Origin of the sequence: Saccharothrix variisporea, assembly GCF_003634995.1 — a bacterium.
Taxonomy (GTDB): Bacteria; Actinomycetota; Actinomycetes; order Mycobacteriales; family Pseudonocardiaceae; genus Actinosynnema; species Actinosynnema variisporeum.
Genome location: NZ_RBXR01000001.1, coordinates 1,691,353 through 1,705,576 on the forward strand (window position 1 = coordinate 1,691,353; position 14,224 = coordinate 1,705,576).

The 14,224-nt window shown below is 71.5% G+C and carries 11 protein-coding genes; 4 read left to right on the forward strand and 7 right to left on the reverse strand.

The genetic code is table 11. The features are described 5' to 3' along the window. Positions 1-304: 304 nt before the first annotated feature. Together DFJ66_RS07120 and DFJ66_RS07125 are read right to left on the reverse strand one after the other, a co-directional pair. On the reverse strand, positions 305-1,414 hold the full coding sequence (locus DFJ66_RS07120; protein ID WP_147459185.1) for an MFS transporter: 1,110 nt from the start codon (positions 1,412-1,414) through the stop codon (positions 305-307). Continuing rightward, a complete protein-coding gene (locus DFJ66_RS07125) occupies positions 1,407-2,603 on the reverse strand; it encodes an MFS transporter (RefSeq protein WP_121219112.1) in 1,197 nt (398 codons plus the stop codon). Before DFJ66_RS07125 ends, DFJ66_RS07120 begins: the two co-directional genes overlap by 8 nt. Before the next feature lie 88 nt (positions 2,604-2,691). On the opposite strand from DFJ66_RS07125, the gene DFJ66_RS07130 reads away from it, so the two are divergent. Genes DFJ66_RS07130 through DFJ66_RS07140 form a run of 3 tightly spaced genes read left to right on the forward strand, consistent with a single transcriptional unit; the run spans position 2,692 to position 5,396 of the window. After that, entirely contained in the window at positions 2,692-3,636 is a 945-nt protein-coding gene (locus DFJ66_RS07130; RefSeq protein ID WP_246029619.1) for an RNA polymerase subunit sigma-70, read from the forward strand. 24 nt (positions 3,637-3,660) lie between these two features. Next, positions 3,661-4,416 carry an aminotransferase class IV gene (locus tag DFJ66_RS07135; protein ID WP_121219114.1) on the forward strand — a complete coding sequence of 252 codons (756 nt, stop codon included), beginning with the start codon at positions 3,661-3,663 and terminating at the stop codon, positions 4,414-4,416. Positions 4,417-4,460: 44 nt separating this feature from the next. Next, on the forward strand, positions 4,461-5,396 hold the full coding sequence (locus tag DFJ66_RS07140) for a hypothetical protein (protein ID WP_147459186.1): 936 nt from the start codon (positions 4,461-4,463) through the stop codon (positions 5,394-5,396). Here DFJ66_RS07140 and DFJ66_RS07145 read toward each other — a convergent pair whose 3' ends face one another. After that, the gene (locus DFJ66_RS07145; protein WP_211351018.1) at positions 5,397-5,846 is read right to left on the reverse strand and encodes an Lrp/AsnC family transcriptional regulator; all 450 of its coding nucleotides are present in this window, start codon (positions 5,844-5,846) and stop codon (positions 5,397-5,399) included. Next, positions 5,843-6,970, reverse strand: coding sequence for a M24 family metallopeptidase (locus DFJ66_RS07150; protein WP_121219118.1), 1,128 nt, complete (start codon positions 6,968-6,970; stop codon positions 5,843-5,845). The genes DFJ66_RS07145 and DFJ66_RS07150 overlap by 4 nt, the downstream gene beginning before the upstream one ends. Before the next feature lie 852 nt (positions 6,971-7,822). On the opposite strand from DFJ66_RS07150, the gene DFJ66_RS07155 reads away from it, so the two are divergent. Next, positions 7,823-8,770, forward strand: coding sequence for a 5'-3' exonuclease (locus DFJ66_RS07155; protein WP_170199180.1), 948 nt, complete (start codon positions 7,823-7,825; stop codon positions 8,768-8,770). Here DFJ66_RS07155 and DFJ66_RS07160 read toward each other — a convergent pair. The 3 genes from DFJ66_RS07160 to DFJ66_RS07170 all read right to left on the reverse strand — a co-directional run bounded on the left by DFJ66_RS07160 (position 8,767) and on the right by DFJ66_RS07170 (position 13,634). After that, positions 8,767-9,981, reverse strand: a complete 1,215-nt coding sequence (locus DFJ66_RS07160) for a GNAT family N-acetyltransferase (protein WP_170199182.1) — start codon at positions 9,979-9,981, stop codon at positions 8,767-8,769. The two genes, DFJ66_RS07155 and DFJ66_RS07160, sit on opposite strands and share 4 nt — an antisense overlap. Before the next feature lie 99 nt (positions 9,982-10,080). Next, positions 10,081-10,767 carry a DUF4333 domain-containing protein gene (locus tag DFJ66_RS07165; protein WP_121219124.1) on the reverse strand — a complete coding sequence of 229 codons (687 nt, stop codon included), beginning with the start codon at positions 10,765-10,767 and terminating at the stop codon, positions 10,081-10,083. 104 nt (positions 10,768-10,871) lie between these two features. Continuing rightward, on the reverse strand, positions 10,872-13,634 hold the full coding sequence (locus tag DFJ66_RS07170) for a DEAD/DEAH box helicase (protein ID WP_121219126.1): 2,763 nt from the start codon (positions 13,632-13,634) through the stop codon (positions 10,872-10,874). Positions 13,635-14,224 lie beyond the last annotated feature (590 nt).

The window sequence follows — 14,224 nt, forward strand, 5'->3', positions numbered from 1 at the left end:
ATAGTGACCAGCGTCGATCGCCCGACGACGCTGACCGCACTGTGCCCATGGTTCCTTCTAGACCGTCTAACTCGGACTGTGAACGCGTCCGAACGGACCGTCACAGTAATTGTGACCTGGGCGGATGTCAGCCGCTAGCGGGGTGACACGACCCACAGGAGGTGATTGCGGTGCGCGACAAGATCTGGTGACCCCCCTTGCCGCCGACCACCGAGCCCCGAGGGGAGGTGCGCCGCCATGCGCGACAAGATCTGGTGATGTGCGGGCGACGGGTGCGGGTGCCGCGCGCCGGCCGCGGCCCCGCTCACCCCCGAACCAGCCAGAGGCACGCCAGCCCGGCTCCCGCGCCGCTGACGACGAGCGCGGGCGCGAGTCCCGCGGTCTCCGCGAGCACGCCGCCGAGCAGCGCGCCCAGGGGTGCCGAACCCCAGACGGTGGTGCGGATCGCCGCGTTCACCCGACCGTGCAGCTCGGGCGGGGTGAGCCGGTAGCGAACCGGGACCTGCAACACGTGGTAGACCTGCACGCCGAACCACATCACGGCGATGACCAGCGGGTGCCACACCACCCCCGCGGCGCCCACCCCGGCGACGGCGACCGCCACCGGCATCACCCGTTCACCCAGCCGTGGGGCGATCAGCGCACCGACCAGCCCTCCCGCCGCCCCGATGGCGAGCGTGACACCGATCCGCCCTGGTGACAGGCCTTCCCGGGCCAGGTGCAGCGGGAGCAGGGCGAGGAAGGCGTTCACCCAGAACACGTGCGTGGCCGTGCACAGCGTCACCCGGCGCAAGAGCGCCTGCCCGAACACCAGCCGCACCCCGTCCAGCACGCCCCCGACCCGATCGAGCCGGTCACGCACGCGGATGCCCGCCAAGGTCGCCGCGGAGACCAGAAAACTGAGGGCGTCGGCCAGCAGCGCGACGGGCGCACCGACCACCGCCACCAGCCAGCCGGCGAGGGCCGGTCCGGCGATCTGCGCGGTGGACTGGCTGGTCTCGAACGCCCCCTGCGCCCGCGTCAAACGCTCGGCCGGCACGACGAGCGGGACCAGGGCAAGCGTCCCGATGTCCCCGAACACCGCAAACGCCCCAGCCACGAGCGCCACCCCGCACAGCAACGGCACGGACAGGACGCCAGTGACGTCCGCGAGCGGGACGACGGCCAGTGCAACGGCCTGCCCGAGCGCGCAGGCGACCAGCAGCGGACGGCGAGGCAAACGATCGACCCACACCCCGGCGGGCAGTCCGAGGACCAAGTAGGGCGCACGGGCGCAAGCGGCGAGCAGCCCCATCTCCCACGGGCCGGCACCCAGGGTGAGGGCGGCGACCAGGGGCAGGGCAAGCGCGGTGACCTGCGACCCCACCAACGAGACCGACTGCCCGAACCACAGCAGCAGGAACGGCCTAGTCATCCGGAACGGCACTCGCGGACACACCCGACCACAACGCCGTGACCGCGCAAGCCGCAACCACCCCCACTGCACCCGCCACCGCGATCGCAGTCCCAGCGGACCCCAGACCCGTGGCCAGCACACCGCCACCCGCCACACCGACGCCCTGCGCCGCGACCAACCCACTCCGCGCGAAGCCGAGAGCCTGGCCACGCTGAGCGTCGGGAACCAGCCGCACGAAAGTGGCCCCGGCCGTCACCTGATAAGCGCTGAACACGCCACTCAGAGCAAGCAACGCGACCGCCCCGAGAAGACCCGGTTCGAGCCAGTACCCCACCAGGGGCAACGCCGTCGCCACCGCCAACAGCCCGAGCAGCCGCACCCTCCGGGCGGTCGGCAGGAACCGCAGCAGCACGGTCCCCAGCACCATGCCGGCCGGGTCCGCCGCCAACAGCAGCCCGACGCCCTCCGCCCCCACGCCGACCTCGGCCGAGAACGGCGCGGCCAGCCCCTCGGGCACGACGGTGAACAACGCCAGCCACCCCAGCGCCACCAGCAGCCGCAACCGCCGGTCGCGCCACACCAAGAGCGCACCCGTCCGCAGCCGGAAACCCACGCGCGACACCGCCCCGGCCGCCGGTCGAGCGAGCAAACCGAATCGCAACAGCACGGCCGAAGCAGCGAAGGTGACGGCGTCGGCCAGCAGCGCCCCCGAAGTCCCCAGCCACGCCACGACCACACCACCGCCGGCGAACCCGAGCAGCAGCCCGGCTTGGTGGGTGATCAGGTGCACCGACTGCCCGGCCTCGTACCGGTCGCCCAACACGGTCGGCAGCAGCGCCCCCTGCGCGGCCGCGAACGGTGGCTCAGCCAGTTGTGCCACCACCAGCAGGGCGGCGACCAGCGGCAACGGCATGCCGGGCACCGCCATCAGGGCCAGCAGTGCCGCGCGCAGCACGTCGGCCGCGACCATCACGGTCCGGCGCGGGAACCGGTCGGCCAGCCCGCTCAGCAGCACGCCCGACACGAACGCGGGCAGCATGGTCAACGCGTAGGTCAGCGCGGTCCACGCGGCTGAGCCGGTGCGTTGGAACACCAGCACCGACAGCGCCACGCGGGCCAGCTGGTCGCCGACTGTCGACAGTGCGGCGGCGCACCACAACACCCGGAACTCGGGCACGGCGAACGCCGCCCGGAAACCCGTCCCCATGCTCCTCCGATGAGTTTCCGCGTGCGGTCCGGTCATACGTGGTGCGGCGTGCGGCCCGGCACGTCACCGTACAAGCCCGGAGGTTGCGATGAGCGAGGTCCTGACGATGACGGTCGAGTTCACCAGGGAGACCGAGCGGTACCGGCACGAGCTGCGGGTGCACTGCTACCGCCTGCTCGGCTCGTTCGACGAGGCCGAGGACCTGGTGCAGGAGACGTTGCTCAGGGCGTGGCGCAGCCGCGACACCTTCGAGGGGCGCTCGACGCTGCGGGCGTGGCTGTACCGGATCGCGACCAACGCGTGCCTGGACGCGATCCACCGCCGTCCCGCGCTCACACCCACCGCGGGCGAGCCGGTGCTGGACGTGCCGTGGCTGCAGCCCTACCCGGACGTCCTGCTGGACCAGGCGGCCGGCCCGGACGCCGAGGCGGTCGCGAAGGAGACGATCGAGCTGGCGTTCCTGGCGGCTCTCCAGCACCTGCCCGCCAAGCAGCGGGCCGTGCTGGTGCTGCGGGACGTCCTGGGGTGGCCGGCGGCCGAGACGGCCGCGCTGCTGGAGGACACCGTCCCGGCGGTGAACAGCGCCCTGCAACGCGCCCGCGTGACGCTGCGCAAGCACCTGCCGGAGCGGCGCGCGGAGTGGTCCGCGGACCCGTCTGCGCAGGAGAAGGCGGTGGTGCGGCGGTTCGTGGAGGCCACCGAGAACGGCGACATGGCGGCCCTGGCGGCGGTGCTGCGCGAGGACGCCGTGTGGACCATGCCGCCGCAGCCGGAGTGGCACCGCGGTCGGGACGAGCTCATCGGGATGTGGACGCCGATCATGGTCGGCCCGGAGGCGTTCGGCGAGTGGCGTGCCGTGGAGACGTGGGCGAACCGGCAGCCGGCGGTGGCGAACTACGTGAAGCGGCCCGGCTCCGAGGTGTTCGAGCCGGTCGCGCTGGACGTGCTGCGGGTCGAGGACGGCCTGGTCACCCAGGTGCTCACGTTCGGCCCGGCGGTGTTCGAGCGGTTCGGCCTGCCCGCGACCCTCTGACCGACCGGCGGTTACGGTCTCCCCGTGCTGAGGATCGAGATCGACGGCGGGGAGCCGACCACCGACCAGCTGGCCGTGGGCCTGCTCGCCAACTACGGCCACTTCACCGCGATGCAGGTCCGCGACCGCCGGGTGCAGGGCCTGGACCTGCACCTGCGGCGGCTGGACGCCCAGCACCGCGAGCTGTACGGGGAGGGCCTGCCCGGTGACCGCGTCCGCGCCCTGATCGCCCGCGCGTTGGGCGAGGTGCGCGATGCGGCCGTGCGGGTCATCGCGTTCGGCCCGGAAGCGCCGAAGCTGATGGTCGTCGTCCGCCCGCCGGCCGGCCCCTCGGACCGCCCGCAGCGCCTGATCTCGGTGGACTACCAGCGGCACCTGCCGCACGTGAAGCACATCGGCGGGTTCGGCCAACTCCTACACGGCAACCGCGCGAAGGCCGCCGGCTACGACGACGCCCTGCTGACCACGCCGGACGGTGTGGTGATCGAGGGCGCCATCGCGAACATCGCGTTCTTCGACCACGACGGCGGCATCGTGTGGCCGGAGGCGGACTGGCTGCACGGCATCGCCATGCAGCTGCTGGAGCGGGAACTGCCGTCCCGGCGGGCCGTGGTGCGGCGGGCGGACCTGCCGCTCTACCGGGGCGCGTTCCTGAGCAACTCCATCGGCGTGACCGCCGTGTCCGGGATCGACGACCTCGCCTACCCGGTGGACGAGACCGCGATCGACCGCGTTCGAGGGGCGCTCGCGGCCGTGCCGTGGGACGCCCTGGATGAGTAGAACCCCGGATGTCCACCCCGCCCGGGACGCGGGAGGGTGTGCCCGTGATCAACAGCACCCGATTACCGCGCCGGTGGCCGGCGCTCGTCGGACAGATCGGCGGCGTGTGGCTGGCGGCCCTGGTCGCGTTCGCGGGCACCGGCTGGCTCACCCTGCTCGGCTTCTACCTCAAGAGCCCCGGCCTGGTGGCCGTGTCCCTGGTGGGGCCGCTGCTGATCTTCTTCCTGGTCGCCACCCTGACCCGCACCGCGGGCCTGCTGACGGTCCGCTGGCTGCCGCGCATCGGCTGGGCGCTGCTGGTGACCCTGGTCGGGACGTTGGGCGCGGTGTTCTACCTGGAGGTCCTGGAGGCCAGTGGACCGGGCGGGCCGGGCAAGGTCGTCGGGTTCGTCGGCATCGGCCTGCCGTTCGCGCTGCTCACCGCCGTGCTGGTGCGGCACTGGGTCGTGCAGGTAGTCGCAGTGGCCATCACGGTCGCCACCGTCGCCCTGGGCATCTGGCTGCCCACCACCCTGCCCCCGGACGACGCCGCGTCCCGCATCGCCCACGCGAACCTGCCGGGCGGTGTCCTGCTCCTGGCCACCCCGCCCGACTACGGCTTCCCCACCCTGACCCGCAAGGACGACCACGCGGTGCTCGAGTACCGCCCCAAGGGCGCGGCCAAGCCGCTGTCCTACGCGCCGGCGCTGATCACCCGCCCGGTGTCCCGCGACCAGCCCGGCGACGTCCGCGAGGGCGACCTGGTCTACCGGACGTGGGCGGGCGACCACCTCTACATCCGCCGCGAGCAGGGCTACGAGGTCGTGGCCGAGATGTCCGAGCAGGTCCCGAAGGACGCCGTCCGCGCCTTCCTCGCCTCCGCGCGGTCGGCGACGGACGACGAGGTCAAGCGCCTGCTCCCGATGGCCCCGGACCGCCGCAACCGCGACGTCCTGCAACGGCTCGGCCAGACCCTGTCCCGCCTGACCGCCGCCCGCTGACTACACGGCGGGCGGGCGGTCCTCGTACGGGGTGGACAGCACCACGGTGGTCCGGGTGGACACGTGGGCCACCTCCCGGATCTGGCGCAGCAACTCCTCCAGCGCCGTCGGCGAGGCCACCCGGACGCGCAGGACGTACGAGGCGTCCCCCGCGACCGAGTAGCACGCCTCGATCTGCGGCAGGTGCTCCAGCCGCTTCGGGTAGTCGTCCGGAGCCGCCGGGTCGATCGGGGTGAGCGAGATGAACGCCGTCAGCGGCAGGCCGATCTCGTCGCCGTCCAGGCGGGCCGCGTAGCCGCGCACCACCCCCCGCTGCTCCAGCCGGCGCACCCGCTGGTGCACGGCGGACACGCTCAGGCCCACGCGTTCGGCCAGGTCGGTGAAGCTGCACCGGCCGTCGGCCGCCAGCTCACGCAGGATCGCCCGGTCTATCGGCTCCAGGTTGGTCACGCCGGCAGCACCACCAGTTCATGCGGTCGGTTGTTCACGCTCTCCACGCCGTCCTCGGTGACCACGACGATGTCCTCGATCCGCGACCCCCACCGGCCCGGCAGGTAGATGCCCGGCTCGACGCTGAAGGCCATGCCCGGCTCCAGCGGCAGGTCGTTGCCGCCGACGATGTAGGGCTCCTCGTGGACGTCCAGCCCGATGCCGTGGCCGGTGCGGTGCACGAAGAACTCGCCGAACCCGGCGTCGGCGATGATCTCCCGCGCCGCCGCGTCCACCTGCGCACACGTCACACCCGGCCGAACCGCCTCGACGGCCGCCTTCTGCGCGGCCTGCAGCACGGCGTAGGTCTCCCACACGTCGGCGTCACGCGGCTCGCCCAGCACGTAGTTGCGGGTCGAGTCGGAGCAGTACCCCTCGGCGATCAAGCCGCCGATGTCCACCACCACCACGTCCCCGGCCTCGATCACCCGGTCGGACAGGCTGTGGTGCGGCGAGGCCCCGTTCGGACCGGACCCGACGATGACGAAGTCGGCCTGCACGTGCCCTTCGTCCACGATCGCCGCCGCGATGTCCGCACCCACCTCAGCCTCGGTCCGCCCCGGCCGCAACCACTCGCCCATGCGCGCATGCACCCGGTCGATCGCCGCACCCGCCGTGCGCAACGCCGCGACCTCGGAGGCGTCCTTGCGCATCCGAAGCTCCCGCAGCACCGGCCCAGCCAACACCTGCTCACCACCAAGCGCGTCGCGCAACCCCAGCGTGTGCAGCGCCGGCATCATGTCCGACACGGCCACCCGGTTGCCCTTCAACGCGGCCCGGACCAGCGCGTACGGGTCCTCACCGTCCACCCACGTCACCACGTCCACCCCGAGCCGATCGGTCGGGATGCCCGCGTACCCGGGGTGCTCCAACTTCGGCACCACCAACACCGGCGTACCGCCCACCGGCAACACCAGGCACGTCAGCCGCTCGAAAGAGGACCCACCAGCACCGATCAGGTAGCGCAGGTCCGAACCGGGAGTGATCAGCAGGGCGTCCACACCGGCGAGGGACGCCGCGGTAGCGGCCTTGTCCAGCCGGGCGCGGAGGGCGTCCACGTCAAGGGGTCCAACACGGGTCGACATGCTCGAGAAGCCTAGTCCCCACCCCTTGCCCCACACGCGCGCAACGCGGGTTCTCCGGCGGAGCCAGCGAGTGGGCAGTCCGCTCGCCTTCCCGAGTGGCAGTCGAGCCGCCTTCCCGAGTGGCAGTCCGCCGGAGCGGACACAACTCAACTTGGGCTTCTTGCTTTTGTCATCCCCGTATGGCCTGCCCGAAGGGCTACCACAGATTCCCCTGGGTGCAGCCGAAAGTTTTTGCGAGGAACGAGCAAAAAGTTTTAGCGGCACCCAGGGGAATCTGTGGTTGGCTTTGCCAGGCCATGCGGGGATGACAAAAGCAAGAAGCCCCCGCAGTTGCAGTTGAGTCATCCTTGGCGGCCTGCCCGCCGGCGAGGCGCTTTTCAGCCTTAAAGCCCTTAAAGCTCTTCAAGCTCTTCAAGCTCTTCAAGCCCTTCAAGCCCTTCAAGCTCTTCGAAAGCGAACGCGCTGGCGCGCTCTCAAGATCAAAAGCGGGCTGGGGAGGCCGCCAGTGGGGGGGTGAAGGGCGTCGGTTCCCCCACCGCATGACCTGGCGGAGCCAACCACACTTCGCCGGGGTTGTCCAAAAAACTTTTGCTCGTTCCTCACAAAACTTTTTCAGGACAACCCCGGCGAAGTGTGGTTGCCCTTCGGGCAGGCCATACGGTGGGGGAACCGAGGCCCTCCACTGCGGTGCGACCACAGCGCGCTACGCGCGCCGAAAAGCCGCGCTGCGCGCGCCGAGAGGGCGTGTGGGGGTGCAGAGGGGCTTGCGGGCTCTCGCCTCCCCACCGCCTGCGGCACGCCGGCAGGGTGATCGAACCGGCGTTGTCGGTGCCTTCTGGCATGCTGGCGCCCGTGTCGAGCCGACTGGTCCTCCTGGACTCCGCCAGCCTGTACTTCCGGGCGTTCTACGCGCTGCCCGAGTCGATGACCGCGCCCGACGGCACACCGGTCAACGCCGTGCGCGGCTTCATCGACACCATCACCAAGGTGATCACCGACCGCGGCGCCACCCGGCTGGTCGCGTGCCTGGACGCCGACTGGCGGCCGGAGTTCCGCGTCGCCGCCCTGCCCTCCTACAAGGCGCACCGGGTGGCGGAGGGCGGTGTCGGCGGTGAGGAGGACGTGCCCGACACCCTCACCCCGCAGGTCCCGATCATCCTCGACGTGCTCGACGCGGTCGGCATCGCCACCGCCGAGGCCGTCGGCTACGAGGCCGACGACGTGATCGGCACCCTCGCCGCGCGCGAGACGACCGACCCGGTGGAGGTCATCACCGGCGACCGCGACCTGTTCCAGGTGGTGCGCGACGAGCCGGTGCCGGTGCGCGTGCTCTACCTGGGTCGCGGCTGGGCCAAGGCCGAGCTGCTCGGGCCGGTGGAGCTGGCCGCCAAGTACGGCCTGCCCGAGACCGACGCGGGCCCCGCCTACGCGGGCATGGCTGTGCTGCGCGGCGACCCGTCCGACGGGCTGCCCGGCGTGGCCGGGATCGGCGAGAAGACCGCCGCCAAGCTGGTCAAGGAGTTCGGGTCCCTCCAGGCCGTGCTGGACGCCGTGCACGACCCGCGCGACCGCAAGCTCACCACCCGCGCCCGCACGGCCCTGCTGGCCGCCCAGGACTACCTGGCCGTCGCACCCACGGTGGTCAACGTGGCCACCGACGCGAAGATCCTCCAGGACCGGCCCGACGACGTCCCCGTGGCACCCGCCGACCGCGACCGCGTCGAGGAGCTCACGCAGCGGTGGGGCCTGGGCAGCTCACTGCCCAGGCTCCTCAACGCCCTCGAACGCCGCCGGGGTTAGAAGAACGTCCCCGCCCACGGCACCTCGTCACCGGCGAACAACTTGTCCGCCCGCTTCAGCACGTCCTTGGACGCGCCCGCGAAGTGACCCGTCATGGCCAGCGCCGAGAACGACACGTCACCCAGGTAGGCCGCGCCGAGCACCTCCACGTCCACCACGAACTCCGGCTCGGCGTCGGTCCGCGAAGCACCCGAAGAGGTGACCCGGTAGGAGCCCTCGTTCTCCGGCAGGTACCGGTCCCGCACCCCGACCACGACCGGCTCGGCGTCACCGTAGGTCCGCGCGGCCAGTGCCGCCGGGACGTCCAGCAGCCGCAACCACGTCTCGTCGGCCACGTCCTCCACGAACACGGCCCGCCGGTCCACCACGAGCCACTCCAGCGGCTCGTCCAACGGACGCCCGTGCGCGAACACCTCGCCCACCAGGTCCACCCGCAGCGCGAACCCCCACAGGTCCGCCCACGCCCGCTCGTTGCCCGCCCAGAGGTCCGTCACCTCCAGCACGGTCGGCTTCTCCACGCCCCGGTCCCACGAGCCGGGCTCGACCTTGTAGACCAGGTAGCCGTCGTCGCCGTCCTCGCCCGAGCACACCGCGAACCGCAGCTTCTCCCGGCCCTCGGCGGGCCGCACCACGTTCAGGTCCCACCACCCCGACCACCGCCCGATCGTGCCCGCCCGACCGGGTGACAAGCGCTCGAACAGCTTCCGCACCAGCGGCGCGGCCTCGTCCGCCGGCACCAGCCGCACCCGACCCGTGATCGGCACCCTGGGCGTCGCCTGCCTCTTGCGGATGCGGACCTCCCGGTACCGGGTGGCCACCCCGTAGCCGAACCGCTCGTAGATCACGCCCTCGCTCGCGCGCAGGGTCGCCGCCACGTCCCCGCCGTCCCGCAGCGCCTTCAACTGCGTCCGCTGCAACGCGCTGAGCACCCCGCGCCGCGTCCAGTCCGCCCGCACCCCGACCCGCGACACCGCCGCCATCGGCACCACGGCACCACCGGGCACCGCCAACGCCGACGGGAACGACTGCACCGTGCCCACGAGGTCGTCACCGGAGTACGCGCCGAACGCCCGCCCCGGCTCGTACGTCCCCTTCACCACCTCCCACAGCTCGTCGGGCGCGGGAGCGTGGTGCAAGGTGCCCCGGAACAGGCTGTGGGCAGCCCGCCGCTGGGCTTCGTCGTCGAGAACACGGATGTCGAGGTCGGTCACACGCCGATCGTGCCTGCCGCACACGTGAACCGCCATCGCATTAAAAACGGCGAGGCCGCCCCCGGGAAAACCCGGGGGCGGCCTCGAACCGGAACTCACTCAGCCGGTGGGCTGGCCGACCTCGTACTCGCCGTCCGCGGTCTTGACGGTGATCTTCACGTCCTTGTCCTTGCCGCCGATCTTCACCTTGCAGGTGAACGTGCGGTTCGGCTCCACCGGGTTCTCCCCGGTGCAGGTCGCGCTCTCCACGTCGGAGATCTTGTAGTCGTCCTTGAGGATCTTCACGATCCCGTCCTGCACGGCCGTGTTGTCGAAGATCTTCTTCTTGAACCAGCCGGGCGTGACGAAACCCAGGACGCCCACCGCGCCGACGGCCAGCACGACCACGGCGACGATCACCCACAGCAGCGCGCTGGACTTCTTCGCGGGCGGCGGCACCGCGCCGTACCCGGGCTGGCCGTACGGGTTCTGCTGCCCGTACTGGCCGTACTGCCCCGGCTGCTGACCCCACTGCTGCTGCGACGGGTCCGGCTGGCCGTAGGGGTTCTGCGGCTGCTGCTGGGTCGGGTCGTAACCGCCGGGGTACTGCTGCGTGTACTGCTGCTGCTGCGCGGGCTGCTGCCCCCACTGCGGCTGCTGCTGCGACGGGTCCGGCTGCCCGTAACCGGGCTGCTGAGCGGGGAAACCACCCGACGGCGTGCCGGGGTACCCGCCGCCACCGTAGGGCTGCTGGCCCCACTGCTGCTGCGGGTCGTTCCCTCCGGACGGTCCGTACGGACTGGTCATGCTCGGCCTCCGACGGTCGGTAGAGGAAAAACGGTGTTCATGCCTTGCGGGCGCGATCAAACCACAGAGCCGCCGGGCACACCCAGCCACCCCGCGAACCTTTCTCAGACCGTGGCCATCGCCACCACCCCTCGGCGCAACGCCTCCACCGCCCGTTTGGCCGTACCGCCCACCGGGTCGTCCGTCCCGACCACGTCCCGGATCTGGTCCAGGAAGTCGATCACCTGCCGGCACCAGCGCACGAAGTCGCCCGCGCCCAGCTCCGTGCCCGACGCCTCGGCCGAGCCGAGCACCTTCTCCAGCGACTCGCCCCGCGCCCACCGGTACACCGGCCACGCGAACCCCGGGTCCGGCTGGCGCGTGCGGTCCAGCTTGTGCCGGCGCTCGTCGTCCTCCAGCTCCGCCCACAGCCGCGCGGTCGCCGTCAACGCGTCGGTCACCGCACCCGGCGGCAGCCGCGTCTCCAGCGGACCGTCCCGCCGCGCCTCGTAGACCAGCGCCGACACCACCGCCGCCAGCTCCGGCGCCTCCAGGTCCCGCCACACCCCGTGCCGCAGGCACTCCGCCGCCAGCAGGTCCGACTCGCTGTAGATGCGGGTCAGCCGCTTGCCGTGCTCGGTGACCTCCTCACCCGGACCCGACTCCTCCTCGTGCAGGTAGCCGCGCTCCCGCAGCAGCCCCCGGATGCGGTCGAACTGCCGCGCCAACGAGTGCGTGGTCGCCGCGACCTTCCGCTCCAGCTGCTCGGTCTCGGCCAGCAGCCGGTGGTACCGCTCGCCCCACCGGGCGTGCTCCTCGCGCTTCTCGCAGCCGTGGCACGGGTGCGCCCGCAACGCCCGCCGCAACGTCGCCAGCTCCGCGTCCTCGTCCGCCCCCGCCCGCTTCCGGCGGAACGACGGCGGCACGATCCCGGTGTTGCGCAACGACGACGCCAGGTCCCGACGCGACCGCGGCGACCGCGTGTCCACCTGCTTGGGCAACCGCATCCGGCCCAGCACCTCCACCGGCGTCGGGAAGTCCGCCGCCGACAGCCGCCCCGCCCACCGGTCCTCGGTCAGCACCAGCGGACGCGCCTCGCCCAACGGCTCCAGACCGGGGTCGATCACCACCGCCAACCCCGACCGCCGCCCCGACGGCACCGCGATCACGTCCCCCTTGCGCAACCGCTCCAGCGACGCCGCCGCCTCCGCCCGCCGCGCGGACGTGTTCTGCCGCGCCAACGCCTTCTCCCGGTCCGCGACCCGCCGCCGCAGCGACGCGTACTCGGTGAAGTCGCCCAGGTGGCACGCCATCGCCTCGGCGTAACCCCCCAGCGCCTCCCGGTTGCGCTCGATGCGCCGCGCCAGCCCCACCACCGACCGGTCGGCCTGGAACTGCGCGAACGACTGCTCCAGGATCTCCCGCGCCGCCGCCGCGCCCAGCTGGTGCACCAGGTTGACGGCCATGTTGTAGCCCGGCCGGAACGACGACCGCAGCGGGTAGGTCCGCGTCGACGCGAGCCCGGCCACCGCCTTCGGATCAACGCCCGGCTGCCACACCACGACGGCGTGCCCCTCGACGTCGATCCCCCGCCGCCCCGCACGCCCGGTGAGCTGCGTGTACTCCCCCGGCGTCAGGTCGACGTGCGCCTCGCCGTTGTACTTGACCAGCTTCTCCAGCACCACGGTCCGAGCGGGCATGTTGATGCCCAGCGCGAGCGTCTCGGTCGCGAAAACGACCTTCACCAACCCGCGGACGAACAGCTCCTCGACGGTCTCCTTGAACGCCGGCAACAACCCGGCGTGGTGACTCGCGATGCCCCGCTCCAGGGCCTCCCGCCACTCCCAGTACCCCAGCACCATCAGGTCGCCCTGGGGCAGATCCTTGGTCTTCTCCTCGATGACCGCGCGGATCTCCTCGATCTCCGCATCGGTGTTGAGCCGCAGCCCGGCCCGCACGCACTGCACCACCGCCGCGTCACACCCGGCCCGACTGAACACGAAGTCGATCGCCGGCAACAACCCGGCACCGTCCAGCCGCTGCACGATGTCCACCCGAGACGGCGGCTTGAACCCACTCGACCGAGGAGGCCTCCCAGCCCCCTTGCCATTCCGCCCCCGACTCCACGGCACGTGAAACCGAGCCAGGTCCTCCGTGTGCCGCAGCAACTGCGGGTTGATCCGAGCGGCCCCGTCCGGCCCTTCACCGGCGAACAGATCCATCATCCGCCCGCCCGCCATCATGTGCTGCCACAACGGCACAGGCCGGTGCTCGTCCACGACCACCGTCGTGTCCCCCCGCACCTCGACCAGCCACTCGCCGAACTCCTCGGCATTCGACACGGTCGCGGACAGCGACACCAACCGCACCGCCTCCGGCAGGTGCAGGATCACTTCCTCCCACACCGGCCCCCGGAACCGGTCGGCCAGGTAGTGCACCTCGTCCATCACGACATACGCCAGGTTGTCCAACGTCGAGGACCCGGCGTAGAGCATGTTCCGCAACACCTCGGTGGTCATCACCACCACAGGCGCACCGCCGTTGACCGAGGTGTCACCGGTCAGCAGCCCGACGTTCTTGGCCCCGTACCGCGCGACGAGGTCGGCGTACTTCTGGTTCGACAGGGCTTTGATCGGCGTCGTGTAGAAGCACTTGCGCCCCTCCGACAACGCCAGGTGCACGGCGAACTCACCCACCACCGTCTTGCCCGCACCGGTGGGCGCGCACACCAGCACCCCGTGCCCGTCCTCCAGCGCCTCACAGGCACGCTGCTGGAACGGGTCGAGGTCGAACGAGAGGACCGAGAGGAAGTCGGTCAGCTTGGGCCGTGATGACCGCTTGCGGAAGTCCGCGTAGGCATCGGCCGGAGACCGCGAGGAGCGTGACACCCCTCAAGGCTGTCACATGGCACCGACAAAAGCTCCGTTCTTTGCCCCGCCCCCAGGTGTCGCGCCCACCCGCCCAGGTTGCGCGCACTCAACCTCCACTGAAGCAATAGAGACCACCAACCACAACGACCGCAGTGCACCACCGGCACACCCCCCACCCCAGTCCGCCGTTCGGACCCGCCAGCCGCAAGCCCACGCCACCACCACCCACCGCCCGCGCCGCTTTTCCACCGAAGGCGCGCTTTTCCGCCGAAGGCGCACGCCCGGAGGGCGGATTGCGTTTCGCCGTGCTGCCAAGCCCACAGGAAGGGCCTCGGTTTCTTTCCCCGTCCGGCCTGGGCGCAGCCCAACCACGCTTGGCCCGTTTCTGCAACCAGCTTTTCCGGTTGCGGAAACGGGCCACGCGTGGTTGCCTCCGGCAGGCCGGACGGGGAAAGAAACCGACGCCCTTCCCCCCGGGGGCCTGCCGCGCGGCGAGCGCTTGCTTTTGATCTTGAGAGCGCGCAGCGCGTTCAAGCTTGTGGGCGCTGCGCGCCTCTCAAGAGCGCGAAGCGCGTCCCGTTCGAAGATCTTGAAGATCTTGAAATCAT